Source organism: Psychrobacillus sp. NPDC096426 (assembly GCF_044762745.1).
Classification (GTDB): domain Bacteria; phylum Bacillota; class Bacilli; order Bacillales_A; family Planococcaceae; genus Psychrobacillus.
In genome coordinates this window covers 21,576-37,913 of the sequence record NZ_JBIWEX010000028.1, presented here as the reverse complement: position 1 = coordinate 37,913, position 16,338 = coordinate 21,576, and the positions used below count along the sequence as shown (strand labels likewise).

The following is a 16,338-nucleotide window of genomic DNA, read 5'->3' as shown; positions in this document are numbered from 1 at the left end:
AATAAAAAATCATCGAGGTTAATTATGAGTGTATTTTTAAAATCTGATAAAATACGTACTAGTATTAGCGTAAGCAAAAAGCAAATTACATATTCTATTTTATTTTCGTCCATTCTTGGATTTACTTTGGGTATCGTTGCTAAAATAATCGATTCACCTATAATGCCTTCTGCAATTTCAAACTTAGGTCTTATCGGAAGTCACTGGGGAGTATGGATATTTATTTCTACTTTGTTAGCTGTATATTCTTATACGCCTAAATTAGCTGCAATACGTGTTTTTATGTTTCTAATTTCAATGCTATTTTCGTATTACACATATACAATTTTAATTCTTGGACTTTTTCCATTAAGATATATTATTTATTGGTGCATCATTACATTACTATCAACGATTCCAGCCTATATTATGTGGTTTTCTCATGCTGATAACTTAATTTCTAGTGTTATTATAGCGTTACCAATTTCCGTAATTGCATTTGAAGGATATAAAATCTATCTTTCTACGGTAAACTTTTATGGAAAATACATGCAATACGAAAATGTTCTTATAAGTGAAGGAGAATATTTTTATATGCTTGGCACTGAAATAGTATATGCTTTAATAATAATTATTATTTTACTTCTTGTTCCTAAAACGAAAAAGCAATGTTTATTTATTATTCCGTTTTCTATAGTTGTATTTTCTGCTTTAGTAACAATAATACTTTAATCATTAGAATCCTTTGACTAAGCTAATCTTCAAGAAAATGGCACAATTTTGAAGATTCTAGCTCGAATATTATCAAACCTTTTTACAAAAATTGTACAATGCTTCACAAGGAAAGAATTCGTTTTGATCAATCTTTTTTTCAAAATGGGTTCTTTTTAAGTTACGTAAAATGTAGGTTTGCGAGGTGTTTTTTGATCAAACTTTCTTCCATAGCTACAATAAAGTCGCGATATTTTAAAAAAAGTCACGAAAAAATACCTCTTTGGATATTGTCTAAAGGGTTTTTTTATGTCTAAAAGAACTAGAACATCTAAAATCGACTAATGGATTAAAGAAGGTCGTGGCTCTGGGATTGGTTCGGATAATAAACCTTGGTTGATTATAAGTTGTCTCTTCGTTAGGTCGCTCTACTCGATTGAAAGGAATCAAAACAGGAAGGCAGCACGAATTCTTGTCCGATTTGGAACGAATTTACTTTTATTTAACTGAATACTCGGATTTTGTTATTGATACAAGAGAACAATTTCCTTTATTTCCGTTGGAAGAAACAATTGTCATTGCAGATGAGTTAGGTATTAGACGGCAAAGAAAAGCACCTTGTATGGGAAGCTAATCGTATACCATCTTACGGTCAGTTTTATTATTGGTATAATAACTAGAGGATCCGTAAAAAGATATTCAATCCCGTAAAAGTGCAAAGGAATATGAATCGAAATATCGTCCCCTTTTAAGTGATTCTAAATCGGAAACGAATGATTCGGGTACTACCAGTAAAAAAATTATTCAAAAACTTCACCAGTTGATTGGGCTTTAAGGGATGTTTTGGCTTAGGATAGTTTCATTTGTTCGTAATTTACTAGAACTACCTGTCCTAAAGAGGAACTTTGCAACGTTCTTAGGTGTATGAATAAATACATTTCATTGTCTAATTTTCATATTATCGGGTTACCCCCAAAAGGCATGTTGTATTTAGTTATAATTAATAGAGCATAAAACGCTATATTTCAAAAAATGGGTGATAATTATGTATGAAGGTAAAAGAACCTTAATTATTGAAGACGATCAAGAGATCAGTATGTTGCTAAGTGTAATTATGGCAAGGTCACATATGGAAACGGTTGCTGCATATTCCGGTACAGAAGGTTTGTTGCAGCTACAAAATAATACGTTTGATTTAATATTATTGGATCTGATGCTTCCGGGAAAAAGCGGGGAGGAACTTATAAAAGAGATTCGAGAAAAGAGTTCTATTCCAATCATTGTCATTTCAGCCAAAAGCGATATAGAGAACAAAGTGCAGGTATTGAAAATGGGTGCGGACGATTATATAACCAAACCGTTTCATCAGGAAGAAGTGATGGCTCGAGTAGAAGTTCAATTACGAAAAGCAAGTTTTCTCCCTATGCAGCCAGCAGAAATGGGATGGCGTGGACTTATAATCAATATGGAAAAAAGGTCTGTAACTTTAAACGAGAAAGAGCTGCAGTTGACGAATGCTGAGTTTGATATTTTAACATTTTTCATGAACAATCCCGAACGTGCACTTTCTAAAAAGGAGATTTATGAAAGCATCTGGAAAGGAACTTATTATGGTGATGATAATACAATCAGTGTTCATGTCTCCAATCTCCGTAAGAAAATTTCCGAAATAACAACTGAAGAATATATAAAGACCATTTGGGGAGTAGGTTTTATGCTTGTATGACTTCTTTATGAATTCTTTATGTTTTGCTTAAAGGATATTAAAGACTTCTAAGCTAAACTGAAAGTAACAAGAAATTTAGTGAAGGAGTCAAAAAGATGGATACCATTATACAGACCTATCAATTGACGAAAAAGTTTAAGGAAGAAGAGGTCATTAAACCTCTTGACTTCACAATAAAAAAAGGGGAAATCTGTGCACTAATTGGAAAAAATGGTGCAGGAAAATCGACGTTTTTAAAACTTCTTGCCGGACAACTAATGCCGACAACTGGGGAGATTCAGCTATTTGGAAAATCCGGTAAACAGATAGACCATGCGAAAAAAAGAATGGGCTTTATGATAGAAGTACCTACATTTTTCCCGGATTTTACTGCAATTCAAAATCTGGAATATTTTCGTATTCAACGGGGGATCGTTGACAAAAAACGCATTTATGAAGTTCTGGAGATTGTGGGTCTGACCAATGAAAAGAAAAAACGGTTTAAAGACTATTCCATGGGGATGAAGCAGCGATTAGGCATAGCCCTTTGTCTCTTAAGCAGCCCTGATTGTTTAGTGCTTGATGAGCCAATCAATGGTTTGGATGTGGAGGGGATTGTGGAAATCCGCAAATTATTGATGAAGCTCAACCAGGAAAAACAAATAACAATATTAATTTCTAGTCATATTTTAACGGAATTGAAATTGCTAGCCACACGTTTTGTATTTATCAAAAATGGTGTAGTCGTCGATGATTTAAGTAGAGAGTCTCTGGAAGAGAAGAGTAGGAAACAAATTCTGATAACAGTTGATAATTCAGCGAAAGCGGCACGATTTTTAGAACAGGCATATGCAGATATTCAGTTTAAAGTTCTTCCTAATCAAGTAATCATCATCCAAAATCATGTAGAGAACGGTGGAGATATCAATCGTATCTTAGTTGATAATGGAGTGATGGTGAAAGAGTTTCGCATCGAAGCACTGAATCTAGAGGAATACTTCTTAGGATTAGTGGAGGGGAATAAAAATGATTAATTATATGAAAAGCGAATATTATCGTCTACTGCGTAAAAAAGGCCTGCATTTTACAAGTTTGATATGTTTTTTGCTGATCGCCGCTGCTGCTGCCGTCCTTTATTATTTTGAACAGCATGACCCGAATTTCCCTTACGGTACTAGTAAATTTTTCTATTCAAATGTAATTAGCGGCGGATTACTCATTATAATCGTGGGGGTACTCTTTAATTCAGCTCTCACTGGCAAAGATATGTCTTTGATTAAACAATCTATTTCTTTTGGCATTTCTAGGAATATAATCTTCTGGTCTAAACTAATCCTAACTTTAAGTTATTTTCTACTAATTTGTGTCGTTGGCATATTATTAATGATTGCGCTAGGTGAAAACTTGCTGAACAGCGATAATCAGGCAGTCAGAAATTTTCTAATAGCAAGTGTAAATATGGCTCCGCTTGTTCTTAGTGGATTCTTTCTAACACATATTTTAAAAATGCTGAAAGTTGGAGAAGTTTATATCATTATCGTGCTGATATTTATTTTTGGACTCTCTAGTAACCTGCTACGGATTTTGTTCCGTCAGGTTACAGGCTTAAACGAGTTATACAAATATGTGCCAAATACATTATTAAATGATAATTTAATGAGCTTTATGGATGGTACGGTTCAGTTCGGTTATCAATATTGGGCTGTAGGCATAGTAATTTCCCTGATTGCTTTGCTGATTGGAGCGAAAAGGTTCGCAAATCAAAACATCGATTGATGGAGAAGGATGGATGAAAGTGAATAGCTGGTTGATTATAATAATCTTGGTTTTCCTTCTGGTTGTTTTGGTCTCGATGCTTCTGTTGTTCCATTGGGATGTCAGAATGATGACGAAACAATTAGAGGAAATTAGTAAAAATTTCGGGACAAATGAATTAGTTCGTACAAATACACATAATAAAAACTTGGCCCGATTTGCTGCGAAAATCAATCAGCTCACTCATTTATTCAAACGGAATCAGCAGTCCATCGAAAGAAGAGAAATGGAACTAAAGCAAGAAATCACAAATATCTCCCATGATTTACGAACACCGTTAACATCGATCAAAGGATTTTCAGAGTTATTAATAGATCCGTCTATATCTGAAGCAGAAAGGAAAGAGTTTTTAAGTATTATTCAAAGGAAGATTGATAATCTTACCATGATTGTTGATTTATTCTATGAACTTTCACAGCTTGATTCCTCGGACAAAAAATTGACCATGGAAAAGCAGTTTCTAGATCAAATGGTCGTGGAAACAATGCTTATGTTCTATGATGATTTTGAGAAAAAGCAATTGAAGGTGAAGCTGGATGAAGGGACTGTATGTCCTGTTCTTGCTGACAATAAAGCAATCGTCCGGATTGTAATTAACATTATTCAGAATGCCTTAACTTATGCCAAAAGTTATTTGCAAATTAGCTTTGTAGAGGATGAAAATTATATTTGGTTAAGGGCAGTAAATGATGTTGATAAGATTAATGTTACGAAACTTCAACAGATTTTTAATAGAACATTTAGGTTGGATCCTAGTCGAACTGGTACCCAGCTTGGATTAGGGCTTCATATTGTTCAGCAACTTGTTAACAAACAAGGAGGAAAAGCGGTTGCAGATGTCCGTGAAAATGAATTTATAATTGAGGTGTCGTTTAGAAAATGGGATTAGGCCGGGAATATAATGTGAACATTTCGGAGCACTTACCACTTCTTTTTGTGGCTACGAAATATCCTGATAATACCTCGCTTAGTTTTTAATTGTCGATAGTCGCAGTAACGAAAGCACAAAACAACATATAAAAGAATTTCTATTAACATCATTTTTAATATTTTTTGTTCCATTGGAATTAATAACCATAGTAAGTGGGAGTTTTATCTTATTTTTTCTGGGAGGATATTTATACTTTCGAAGAAAAACAGTTTAAGACAACAATTTAATTAGATCGACTCTACTAAATCAGAATGTTTTAAGGGGATAAAAATGATATTTTCTAAAAAATGTTTTTTATTATGTACAGTCATTTTTCTATTTGTTTTATTATCAGGGTGTGGGAGTGTTGAACCAGTTAACGAAGCAGATCAATATATTTCAGTCATTGAAGAAATTGATATTCCAGATGATGTAAAGGTAATCGGCTTGGGAGAGGCAACACATGGAAACGTCGAATTTCAAGAATTGAAAAAAGATGTATTTGAACGGTTAATTAAAAATGAAAATGTTCGTGTATTTATCTTGGAAGGGGATTTTGGAGGCGGACAGCAAATCAATCAGTTCATTTTGAATGGAAATGGTACCGTAGAAGATGCGGTGAATGCCCTTGATTATGATATTTACAAGACAGAACAAATGATTAGTCTTGTTCAATGGATGCATGATTATAACGTTACGGCGAATGAAAATGAGAAAGTATACTTTTATGGCAACGATATGCAGCGTTATGACTTTAACAAAAAAGGAGTCCTTGACTATTTTGAAGTTGTTAATTCAAATGCAAAGGAAAAATACGGTGATCAGCTGAAGCATGTCTCAAATGATACAATGCGTGAATTAACAACAAAGCAACTAGAAGAAATTAATCATTCTATCGATACCATCATCTCGGATATGCAAGCTAACGAGGGGACATATGTGAAACACTCATCTCATGATGCCTTTTCCTTCGCTTTACAACACGCACAAATTATGAGGCAGCGTACACAGCTATTTTTAAATGAGGGGAACTATACAAAGCTTCGCGACCGATATTTAGCAGATAACTTACAATGGATTGTAGAATTTGAAGAAGCACATGGTCATGACAAAGTATTTGTTTCTGGACATAATGGACATATTGAAAAAACGTCTGCATCATTAACTGGTTACAAATCAATGGGAAATTATTTAGATGAGTTTTATGGATCGGAGTATTTCGCAATTGGTACTGACCTAATTAATAGCGAATTTCAAGCCTTAAACCGAAGCTCTGCTGAAAGACAGATTCATAATATAGAGAATCATAATGATTTAGTTGCTGTATTTAATGAAGTAGGGCCAAATGTTTTTTACATTGGATTTGATAAAGCGAGTGAATCAGAGGAATTACTAGAAATTATAAGCAACGATCAAAAAATGGTGAATATAGGTGATGATTTTCGCCCTTGGTACAAATTGTTAAAGATGTTTTACACTATTAAAATGGTACCAAAACATGCATATGACGGCATTATTATTATAAAGGAAGCAACACCAACAACTGTAATGGAGTAAAGCAGCACCAAAATGATTAAACTTTATTTTAAAGCTAAAAGCACAAATGGATTAGAGCAAGTCATCCATTTGTGCTTTTTTATGCTTTAGGTAATTCGGATACCGCTATCTTGTCGATATAAAGTATATGTCACTAATTAGGGATAAGACGTCGTAAGAAAGTCGCTGCCCTTCCGCTCCAATCCACGAAATTTGTCAGTTAATCAGCTTCAATACTCTAATTTCAATCTTATGTAGTAATGGGATTATATACGTTGTAAACGTGACAAAGCTCATCCTAAAATCGACATTAACCGCTGAACATGACTAAACCAATCCAACTGATGTTTTGGAGTGCTTTAATTAGGTTTAATGATAGTGGACCTAATATATTTATTTTCTGATTTCAGCAAACGCCAATTTAAGAAAAAATTCTTATTGATTGAAGCGAAAGGGGGCGACTCCGACGCTCACCTCGCGGAAAGCGTTCGCCTGCAGCGACAATCATAACGGACACTTAATCGAGCTTTTTAGTGCGCATTAACCTATATTGCACTACCAATCGTTTGTAGCTCTAGAGAACAAGCCACGAACACTTTTTTATATTCTTGTTTAAACTATCCTTTCAAGGCCTACACTAGGCTAAAAAGATGAGGAGATTTACATGAAAGGTTTAGCAATTAGCACTAGTTTTGCTGCTGCAGTCGTTACAATAATTATGTTTAAAATATTAGATCTTTTTCATTTTATAAAATGGAATCCAGTCGGGTTTTCTAATACTTTTCAAGCTTTAAAGGACAGCAATGCATTTATTAAATGGGGTATATTATTCATCATCGTGTGGGCTGCGAGCATTGTTTTGTACTATATCAGTTTGCTGTTCATGAAAATTCCAGTAGCTATTACAAGCATCGTACTTGGGCTACTAATAGCATTTGCACTTGAATGGATTATTCTAGATGCACATTCTATCGAAAAAACAATCAAAAAAATGTCCATTCCCTTTGTATGTATTATCATATTGTCTACGCGTTTTCTAATGGAATCTGCCATCTTCCATGCGCAAGATAAACCATTAAGTAAATGAAAATTTACCATCCTTATTTCGTATGATAAAATAGATTGCAGTAGTTATTTAGAAAATGAGATGAGGGGTAATGATGAAACTTGCGAAGTTACGCATTGCGTTAGAAGAAAAAGGAATTGAGGCTTTATTAATTACAAATGGTTATAACAGACGGTATATGACTGGATTTACTGGAACCGCTGGTGTTGCCATTGTTTCCAAAAATGATGCAGTTTTTATCACGGATTTCCGTTATACAGAACAAGCAGCAAGCCAGATCAAAGATTTCCGCATTGTCAAACATGAGAAAACATTAATAGAAGAAGTAGCAACGCAAGTCACTCAAATGGGCATACAATCACTTGGATTTGAAAAAGAAGATTTGACATACAGTAGCTTTGAATTATATAAAAAAGCCGTCAAAGCTGATTTAGTGCCCCTATCTGGATTAGTGGAAAAAATTCGCTTGATAAAGACGGACGAAGAGATTAGTATAATAAAGGCAGCTTGTCTAATTGCGGATGAGGCTTATGAGCATATCCTTACATACATAAAACCAGGAATGACGGAGCTAGAAGTGTCCAATGAGTTGGAATTTTTCATGCGTAAGCGTGGAGCTACCTCTTCTTCTTTTGATACAATCGTTGCTTCGGGAGTTCGTTCTGCACTACCACACGGTGTTGCGTCGGATAAAGTAATCGAAGTAGGCGACTTTGTGACATTAGATTTTGGGGCAATATATAATGGTTATATTTCCGATACGACTCGAACAGTTGCGGTCGGGGAGCCAAGCGAACAGTTGAAAGAGATTTACCAAGTTGTTCTCGATTCACAATTACTTGCTTTAGAAAAGGTAAAACCGGGTATGACTGGTAAAGAAGCAGACGCTATTGCACGTGATTATATTGCTTCTAAAGGATACGGAGAAGCATTTGGACATTCATTAGGTCACGGGATCGGTTTAGAGGTGCATGAAGGGCCAGGATTATCATCCCGTTCAGATATTGTGTTAGAACCAGGTATGGTTATTACGATTGAACCAGGAATTTACTTACCTAATATCGGTGGGGTACGTATCGAAGATGATGCACTTGTAACGGAAAATGGTTTAGAAAAGCTCACGCAATCGACAAAAGAACTATTAATACTAACTTAATTTTGGAGGGAAATAGATGATTTCAGTAAATGATTTTAAAACAGGCTTAACAATTGTAGTAGACGGAGTACTTTACCGTGTATTAGATTTCCAACATGTAAAACCAGGAAAAGGTGCAGCATTTGTACGTTCTAAACTAAGAAATCTTCGTAACGGTTCTGTCAATGAAAAAACGTTCCGTGCTGGGGAAAAAGTAGAAAAAGCGCAAATTGACAATAAAAAAATGCAATATTTATACGCAAGTGGAGATCAACATGTATTCATGGATACAGATTCTTACGAGCAATTAGAACTAAGCGAAAATCAAATTGAGTACGAACTAAAATTCTTACGTGAAAACATGGAAATTCATGTTATCCAATATCAAGGTGAAACACTTGGTGTGGAATTACCAAAATCAGTTGAATTAGAAGTTACAGAAACAGAACCAGGCATTAAGGGAGACACTTCTGGTGGTGGTTCTAAAACAGCTACAGTAGAAACTGGTTTAGTTGTAACTGTTCCACTTTTCATCAATGTTGGAGATAAATTAATCATAAACACAGATGAAGGTTCATACGTTTCAAGAGCTTAATTATATGAAAAGAGTCTCGCAATTTTGCGGGGCACCGAAAACTAAAAAGACGACTCTAAAATTCAAAAGTTTGAATTTTGGTCGTCTTTTTTTTATCTTTAAGTTACTATTTTCCGATTATATTAATCTATAAGTTTCCATATTCTCTTGGGATTTACTGTGAATATAGCCATATACGGGCTGATAATAAATGATTAATGTTGATTATTAGCAGGTTCCGTTGGTTGTATCGGAAACCAACAGTATTATAATAGAAACTTACATTAAGAGGATTTTCTTCGGTGCCTTTGCAATTTTGCGAGGGCTCTTTTTTCATATTCCCGGATGTTCGTTCATATGTTATTCGTATGGAAGGGGGAGGCATTGTGGAACTTCACGATGTACTTCGAGTTGCGGGTATAGGCTTATTAATAGCTATTCTTCACTTGTTTTTTGAATCTACTGGTAAAAAAGAATTTGCTTTTTTCTTGTTTTTTGTTGGATATATATATATGACAATCGAATTGTTACGTTTATTAAGATTATTCTTTCACGAGATTTCCACATTTTTAGAATGGCTTCTAATGACGAGTTAACCGATGATTGTATATGTCACGATTATCTTAGCATTTTGCTTGTTGGAATTAGTGAAGGAAACATATCCACGTTTACATTCGATTATCTATACGATTTATATCTTTCTTTTTTTAACGTATTTAATAATTTCCGTTATTATACCTTTTGTCACGCACTATTTCTCCGTCGTTCCAGTTGCCCTACTACCCGTATTTAAATTACTCCTTTTTTCTGTGTTATTACTTTTTATTTCTCAAATTGTAGAAGAACTTCTTTCGGAATATGAATATACAAGCCTTGCAACAATGTTTACGTTTACTACAAAAGCAATCATACTCCTCGCTTGGGTGCAACATATGAAGCAGTTTTACGAAAAGTTTTTATCCGTACTAGGATTACTTTCTTGAAGGAATGAACCTTGAATGATAGATGAAATGTTACAAACATTATGGCAGCCAGTCAGAGAAGTTATTCAAACATTTACGTATGTTTTATTGTTTGGATTAGTGTTTGTTTGTTTAGAATGGTTGATCCCGAATAGTAAAAGGTTATTTAGATTTTTGTTTATTATGATCATTTGTTTTTATTGTTTAGAGCCTGCAATCCGAACATTAGATGTGATTCAAGCGCTCTCCAACCAATTAGTAACGCTATTTTTAGGAATGTATCCTTTATTAACAGCAGGAATCGCAGTATCTGGTGGTGCGTTACTAATCACTCTGTGGAATCCAATGGTTATGGTGTTTGCTTCTTTTACGACGCTATTAGCTAAAAAAGTGTTAATACCATCCATCATGGCGGCGTTCATTTTTGATGTAATTAGTAGAATACATCCAGCTACTTCGTTTTCCAAAATGTCGGATCTGATTCGAATGACGCTAGTTGGGACTACCTCTATTATTTTAGTTCTGTATAGTTTTTTTATGACGGTTAATGGGGTCTTCACATGGTCGGTCAGTGGTGCGGTTAGTGAATCAGCAAAACGACTGATCTCGAATAACATTCCTTTTGTTGGGTCTCTTTTAACAGAAAGTATTAGTACGATGAAAAGTTATTCCTCTTCGGCTTCTGTAGTTACAGGCAATGCCGTGCTGTTTTCCGTATTAATCTTAGTATCGGTACCGACAATTCAAACAATTTTAATCGCCTTTTTATACCGATTATTAGGAGCGATACTCGATCCTTTTATCGATGGCAGTATTAGTGGGCTGCTAGATGATATTGGAAGGACGTTATTCGTGTTATCTATTATTTCCGTATTAATCGCATTTGCTTTCTTTTTTACAATTATTTTAACGATGCTTTTTGCGAAATTACTCATAAGTGTGAAAGGATAAATACTATCGTTTCCAGTTTTTTATTTGGTCTCTTATTAATCGCCGTTGCTGGTGAACTACTTTCGATATTACTAGAAGGTTCGGGCAGTGAACGGATAGACTTTCTCGTGAAAATTGCGATAATCTTCTGGATCTTGTCCTTTCTCTTCATATAAATAGTTTGTCTTGCATAAAGTATGGTATCCATCATGAAAAGAAGGGTGAAGCATTATATCATTCAAACAAAAGCCCACTTTTCGTTTTGTTGTCATTAGTATTGCTGTTCTCATCATCAGTCTACTTTTTTCAGAAGTGTTCCTTTGGAATGATGGAAGTAATGCTCAAGATACAAAACTAGCTCCCAAAACAACAGAAGATTTAGCTTACATATTAGAGAAAATCAGTGGAGTTGGTCGAGTAGAAGTATATTTTCATTACAAAGAGAACACTGAAACATCGACGGAAAGTGATGTATCATTTTTCCAGTGGACAAGTGACAGTAGGGGGGGCAAGAAAGAACTGATTGGAATTCTAGTAGTAGCGGAAGGAGCGAGGGATAAACGCGTACAAAATAATTTGATCAAGACCCTTTCATCTGTTTTGCAAATAGCTCCACATCGAATCGTGATACAAGAAATGGAAATGGAGGATAAATAATATGAATATAAAAAAGAGATCAGTTTGGTTTTTAACTTTAATCAGTTTAGTAGCGGTAGTGACGGTTTTCTACTTATCAGACAGACCATCCCCTTTTGACGGAATTGCCCTATTTTCCAATGACACATTAAAAGATGTAGAATTAGTTGAAACATCATCTACGAATGAAGAATCATTTGTAGCTAATAGTAATGCATTCGAAGAGATGAGAATGGAAGTACAAGAAAAACGAAGCCAACTTCGTGAACAATTAACAACAAAAGTCGGTTCCAATGATTTTACCGCAGAAGAAAAAGATGCAGCCTTCAACAAAATTGAAGAAATAGTGAAAATAGATTCCACAGAAGCGATGTTAGAGCTAATTATTAAATCGTTAGGCTACGACGATGCGCTAGTACGTATCGAAGACAATGATGTATTAATTGATGTCGTTTCTAATGAACAATCTACTAAAAAGGCATCGGATATTATTTATGCAGTAAAACGAGAATGGCCAAAAGCATATAATGTAGAAGTTAACTTTAATGGATTATAAGAAAAAAGTGCCTTAAGCGGGCGCTTTTTTTCATTCTTTTAGCAAGATTTCCTTCGTAGCTATTTCAAATTATCGTAAAAACGTCTAAAATGGGTATAGTAAGTATTAAATGTATACAAAAGGGAGATAAGAAATATGAAAATCCAGGAAATCAGAGAAATTATTAAATTGATTGACCAATCCACATTGGACGAATTTCTATATGAATCAGATGGTACGAAAATTAAATTAAAAAAGAATGAAAAAGGAACTGTCTCAACAGTTGGACACTCATTCGAAAGCTCTTCTGTAGTGGAACAACCTAAAATTGTAGAAGTTCAGCCTGAGCCTGTTAGCGAAGTGAAAGAGGAAGTAGTTGTAACAGAAGTAAAACCAGTTGCGGAAGATAGCTCACTACATAAAATTACTTCTCCAATGGTTGGTACATTTTATCAATCTTCTTCCCCAGATGCAGGAGCTTATGTACAAGTTGGCAGTAAAATAAACGCCGATTCGATCGTTTGTATTGTAGAGGCGATGAAACTATTCAACGAAATAGAAGCGGAAGTAGAAGGTGAAATCGTTGAAATTCTAGTTAAAGACGGTCAACTAGTTGAATATGGTCAACCATTGTTCCTCGTAAAAGGAATTTAAGTCGACAAGTACAGAGGAAAGGGGCATAAAAGAATGAAAAAAGTATTAATCGCCAATCGTGGTGAAATCGCCGTTCGAATAATACGTGCGTGTAAGGAATTAGGGATTGAAACGGTCGCAGTATTCTCTGAGGCAGATCGTGAAGCCCTTCATGTCCAAATTGCAGATGAAGCATATTGTATCGGACCAAGATTATCCAAAGATTCGTATTTAAACTTTTCCAATATTATTAGTGTAGCGAAACTTACCGGTTGTGAAGGTATTCACCCTGGTTATGGATTCTTGGCAGAAAACGCAGAATTCGCAGAGCTTTGTGAAGAATGTGATATTAAATTTATCGGACCTACATCCCAGGCAATCAGAAGTATGGGTATTAAAGATGTTGCAAAAGAGACGATGCAAAAAGCGGGTGTTCCAACAGTTCCAGGTTCAAAAGGAATTGTGGAAACAGAAGAAGATGCGCTAAAAGTAGCGAGAGAAATCGGGTTCCCCGTCATTATTAAAGCAACTGCTGGCGGTGGAGGTAAAGGAATTCGCGTTGCAAAAGACGAAGAAGACCTTATTAATGGGATTAAAATTACACAAAAAGAAGCCGCCGCAGCATTTGGAAATCCAGGCGTATACTTAGAAAAATTCATCGAAGTATTCCGCCATGTAGAAATTCAAGTACTTGCAGACGGGCATGGTAATGCTATTCATCTTGGTGAACGAGATTGCTCAGTTCAACGTCGAATGCAAAAACTTGTAGAAGAAGCACCATCCCCAGCATTATCAGCAGAACTTCGTGCCGAAATGGGAGAAGCTGCTGTAAAAGCGGCGCTTGCAGTAGGTTACGAGAGTGCTGGTACAGTAGAATTTATATTCGATCATATCAATCAAAAATTTTACTTCATGGAAATGAATACCCGTATTCAAGTAGAACACCCTGTAACTGAAATGATTACTGGTATAGACTTGATCAAACAAATGCTACTAGTTGCATCAGGTGAAAAATTATCGTTCAAACAAAAAGATATTAAATTAAATGGTTGGGCAATTGAATGCCGTATAAATGCGGAAAATCCTGCGAAAAACTTTATGCCATCCCCAGGACTAGTAGAATTTTACTTGCCACCAGGTGGTCTTGGTGTACGTGTCGACTCTGCTGTTTACCCAGGTTATAACATTCCACCATTCTATGATTCCATGGTGGCAAAACTTATTACGTACGGGGAAACAAGAGAAGAAGCAATCGCTAAGATGAAGCGTGCTCTTTCCGAGTTCGCAATAGAAGGAGTAGAAACAACAATTGCTTTCCATGAAAAACTCATGAATCATGAAGTGTTTGTATCTGGAGATTTTGATACGAAGTTTTTAGAGAAATACGATGTAATGAATTCATAAAAGGAGTGTTCTATATGACAGAAAATACCGAACAAAAATTTGTTCAAATGACTCCTGAAGGAAAAGACAATTTAGGGACAATTGAAATTGCTCCCGAAGTAATTACTGTAATTGCGGGAATTGCAACAAATGAAGTAGAAGGAATTGCCGGTACTCGCGGTAACTTTGCTGCGGGTGTTGTAGAACGGCTAGGTAAAAAAGTCCATGGTAAAGGGATTAAAACAGAAATAACAAACGATGGATTGTTTATCGATGTCTATTGTCTAGTAAAATACGGCGCATCTGTTCCTGTTGTTGCAAGAGAAGTACAGTCCCAAATTCGCCAAGCAATCGAGAATATGACGAGCCTCACACCGAAAGAAGTGAATGTTCATATTACCGGTGTGCAATTCGAAACGGCAGAATAATAGGAAAAGAGCCATCGACTAAGGTGGCTCTTTTCATTTTTTTCTTTCTTCTCCTACGCATTATTGTGGGAAATATGCTATTATTGTTCTTTAGATAGCTACATTTAAAGGAGAACTTATTCATGAAACGAAGACAAGCAAGAGAGCTAGCATTGCAAGCACTATTTCAGTTAGACAATCACGAGATATCAATAGAAGAGGCGATTGGCCATGTTACAGAGAAACAAGACCCATTTTTAACTCAATTAGTAACCGGTACGCTTAAGTATAAAGAGGAGATCGATGCTTCTTTAGTAGACAAATTGGAAAACTGGTCACTCGCTAGATTACCTAAAATAGAACGGACAGTTCTTCGTATAGCAGTATATGAATTATTATTTACGGAAGAAACACCAGCGAAAGTAGTTATTAACGAAGCATTGGAAATTTGCAAAGTGTTCGGTGACGAAAAATCAAGTCGTTTCGTAAATGGTGTATTATCCAAATATACAGAGAAATAATCTACTTACAATGGAGGAGCTTTAACCGTGACAAATCATATAATTGATGGCAAACACATAGCAGCTCAAGTTACTGAAAAAGTAAAAGAACGTGTCGATCGTTTAAAAACTCAAGGTATCACACCTGGTTTAGCGGTTGTATTAGTTGGAAAAGATCCAGCTTCGCAAACATATGTGAATAACAAAACAAAAATGTGTGAAAGACTAGGCATGCATTCTGTCATGATTGAATTAGAAGAAACTATTTCAGAAGAAGCACTTCTAACACATGTAGAAACATTAAATAATGATAAAAAAATCCACGGTATTTTAGTGCAATTACCTTTACCAAAACAAATAGACGAAGATCGTGTAATTGCAGCTATTTCACCGCAAAAAGATGTGGACGGTTTTCATCCGGAAAGCGTTGGTAAAATGGTGATTGGGCAGGCAACCTTCCTTTCCTGTACACCTTTTGGCATTATAAAATTGCTAGAATATAGCGATGTAGAAGTAGCTGGAAAACATGCGGTTATTATTGGGAGAAGTAATATCGTCGGTAAACCGATGGGACAACTACTATTACAAAAAGATGCAACTGTAACGTATTGCCATTCAAAAACGAAAGATTTACATACTTTTACAAAACAAGCGGATATTTTAGTGGTTGCTACTGGTCGTGCGAAAATGATAGATGCAAGCTTCATTAAAGAAGGAGCAGTGGTGATCGACGTAGGAATTAATCGTGATGAACATAATAAGTTGTGTGGTGACGTTGACTTTGCATCTGCCCAACAAGTTGCTTCCAAAATTACCCCAGTACCAGGCGGGGTTGGCCCAATGACGATAGCTATGCTAATGGAAAATACATGCTTAGCGGCTGAAAATACCCTGAACAACTAATACGAAGGAAAGCTGTTT

The 16,338-nt window shown here is 35.5% G+C and carries 19 protein-coding genes and 2 pseudogenes; all 21 read left to right on the top strand.

Annotation, left to right across the window (positions count from 1 at the left end; translation table 11 throughout):
- The first annotated feature begins 24 nt into the window (after window positions 1-24).
- Window positions 25-711 carry a hypothetical protein gene (locus ACIQYS_RS19130; RefSeq protein WP_402983559.1) on the top strand — a complete coding sequence of 229 codons (687 nt, stop codon included), beginning with the start codon at window positions 25-27 and terminating at the stop codon, window positions 709-711.
- 327 nt (window positions 712-1,038) lie between these two features.
- A pseudogene (locus ACIQYS_RS19125) lies at window positions 1,039-1,291 on the top strand (heteromeric transposase endonuclease subunit TnsA); the annotation flags it as partial.
- Between the two features lie 444 nt (window positions 1,292-1,735).
- Window positions 1,736-2,416, top strand: a complete 681-nt coding sequence (locus ACIQYS_RS19120; RefSeq protein ID WP_402983556.1) for a response regulator transcription factor — start codon at window positions 1,736-1,738, stop codon at window positions 2,414-2,416.
- A gap of 95 nt (window positions 2,417-2,511) precedes the next feature.
- A complete protein-coding gene (locus ACIQYS_RS19115; protein ID WP_402983553.1) occupies window positions 2,512-3,429 on the top strand; it encodes an ABC transporter ATP-binding protein in 918 nt (305 codons plus the stop codon).
- Window positions 3,422-4,171, top strand: a complete 750-nt coding sequence (locus ACIQYS_RS19110) for an ABC transporter permease (RefSeq protein WP_402983550.1) — start codon at window positions 3,422-3,424, stop codon at window positions 4,169-4,171. The genes ACIQYS_RS19115 and ACIQYS_RS19110 overlap by 8 nt, the downstream gene beginning before the upstream one ends.
- A gap of 109 nt (window positions 4,172-4,280) precedes the next feature.
- The gene (locus tag ACIQYS_RS19105) at window positions 4,281-5,099 is read left to right on the top strand and encodes a sensor histidine kinase (RefSeq protein WP_402983547.1); all 819 of its coding nucleotides are present in this window, start codon (window positions 4,281-4,283) and stop codon (window positions 5,097-5,099) included.
- A 47-nt stretch (window positions 5,100-5,146) separates the two neighbouring features.
- A pseudogene (locus ACIQYS_RS19100) lies at window positions 5,147-5,355 on the top strand (hypothetical protein); the annotation flags it as partial.
- 56 nt (window positions 5,356-5,411) lie between these two features.
- A complete protein-coding gene (locus ACIQYS_RS19095; protein ID WP_402983544.1) occupies window positions 5,412-6,677 on the top strand; it encodes an erythromycin esterase family protein in 1,266 nt (421 codons plus the stop codon).
- A 643-nt stretch (window positions 6,678-7,320) separates the two neighbouring features.
- A complete protein-coding gene (locus ACIQYS_RS19090) occupies window positions 7,321-7,743 on the top strand; it encodes a hypothetical protein (protein ID WP_402983541.1) in 423 nt (140 codons plus the stop codon).
- Window positions 7,744-7,813: 70 nt separating this feature from the next.
- Window positions 7,814-8,878 (top strand): M24 family metallopeptidase, encoded by a 1,065-nt coding sequence (locus tag ACIQYS_RS19085; RefSeq protein WP_402983538.1) that lies wholly within the window; start codon window positions 7,814-7,816, stop codon window positions 8,876-8,878.
- Window positions 8,879-8,894: 16 nt separating this feature from the next.
- The gene (efp, locus tag ACIQYS_RS19080; RefSeq protein WP_402983535.1) at window positions 8,895-9,452 is read left to right on the top strand and encodes an elongation factor P; all 558 of its coding nucleotides are present in this window, start codon (window positions 8,895-8,897) and stop codon (window positions 9,450-9,452) included.
- Between the two features lie 365 nt (window positions 9,453-9,817).
- Complete coding sequence (locus ACIQYS_RS19075) at window positions 9,818-10,027, top strand: SpoIIIAC/SpoIIIAD family protein (RefSeq protein ID WP_402983532.1); 210 nt, start codon at window positions 9,818-9,820, stop codon at window positions 10,025-10,027.
- A 3-nt stretch (window positions 10,028-10,030) separates the two neighbouring features.
- Window positions 10,031-10,414 (top strand): hypothetical protein, encoded by a 384-nt coding sequence (locus ACIQYS_RS19070; protein WP_402983529.1) that lies wholly within the window; start codon window positions 10,031-10,033, stop codon window positions 10,412-10,414.
- Window positions 10,415-10,429: 15 nt separating this feature from the next.
- The gene (locus ACIQYS_RS19065; RefSeq protein ID WP_402983526.1) at window positions 10,430-11,344 is read left to right on the top strand and encodes a stage III sporulation protein AE; all 915 of its coding nucleotides are present in this window, start codon (window positions 10,430-10,432) and stop codon (window positions 11,342-11,344) included.
- Between the two features lie 291 nt (window positions 11,345-11,635).
- Window positions 11,636-11,980: a hypothetical protein gene (locus tag ACIQYS_RS19060; protein WP_402983523.1), complete on the top strand. Its 345-nt coding sequence runs from the start codon at window positions 11,636-11,638 to the stop codon at window positions 11,978-11,980.
- Between the two features lies 1 nt (window position 11,981).
- Window positions 11,982-12,515, top strand: coding sequence for a SpoIIIAH-like family protein (locus ACIQYS_RS19055; RefSeq protein WP_402983520.1), 534 nt, complete (start codon window positions 11,982-11,984; stop codon window positions 12,513-12,515).
- Between the two features lie 135 nt (window positions 12,516-12,650).
- The gene (gene accB / locus ACIQYS_RS19050) at window positions 12,651-13,148 is read left to right on the top strand and encodes an acetyl-CoA carboxylase biotin carboxyl carrier protein (RefSeq protein ID WP_402983517.1); all 498 of its coding nucleotides are present in this window, start codon (window positions 12,651-12,653) and stop codon (window positions 13,146-13,148) included.
- Window positions 13,149-13,181: 33 nt separating this feature from the next.
- Window positions 13,182-14,531 carry an acetyl-CoA carboxylase biotin carboxylase subunit gene (gene accC, locus ACIQYS_RS19045; RefSeq protein WP_402983514.1) on the top strand — a complete coding sequence of 450 codons (1,350 nt, stop codon included), beginning with the start codon at window positions 13,182-13,184 and terminating at the stop codon, window positions 14,529-14,531.
- Window positions 14,532-14,545: 14 nt separating this feature from the next.
- Entirely contained in the window at window positions 14,546-14,938 is a 393-nt protein-coding gene (locus ACIQYS_RS19040) for an Asp23/Gls24 family envelope stress response protein (protein ID WP_402983511.1), read from the top strand.
- Window positions 14,939-15,060: 122 nt separating this feature from the next.
- On the top strand, window positions 15,061-15,438 hold the full coding sequence (nusB, locus tag ACIQYS_RS19035; RefSeq protein WP_402983508.1) for a transcription antitermination factor NusB: 378 nt from the start codon (window positions 15,061-15,063) through the stop codon (window positions 15,436-15,438).
- A gap of 27 nt (window positions 15,439-15,465) precedes the next feature.
- Window positions 15,466-16,320 carry a bifunctional methylenetetrahydrofolate dehydrogenase/methenyltetrahydrofolate cyclohydrolase FolD gene (gene folD / locus ACIQYS_RS19030; protein WP_402983506.1) on the top strand — a complete coding sequence of 285 codons (855 nt, stop codon included), beginning with the start codon at window positions 15,466-15,468 and terminating at the stop codon, window positions 16,318-16,320.
- Window positions 16,321-16,338: the final 18 nt, after the last annotated feature.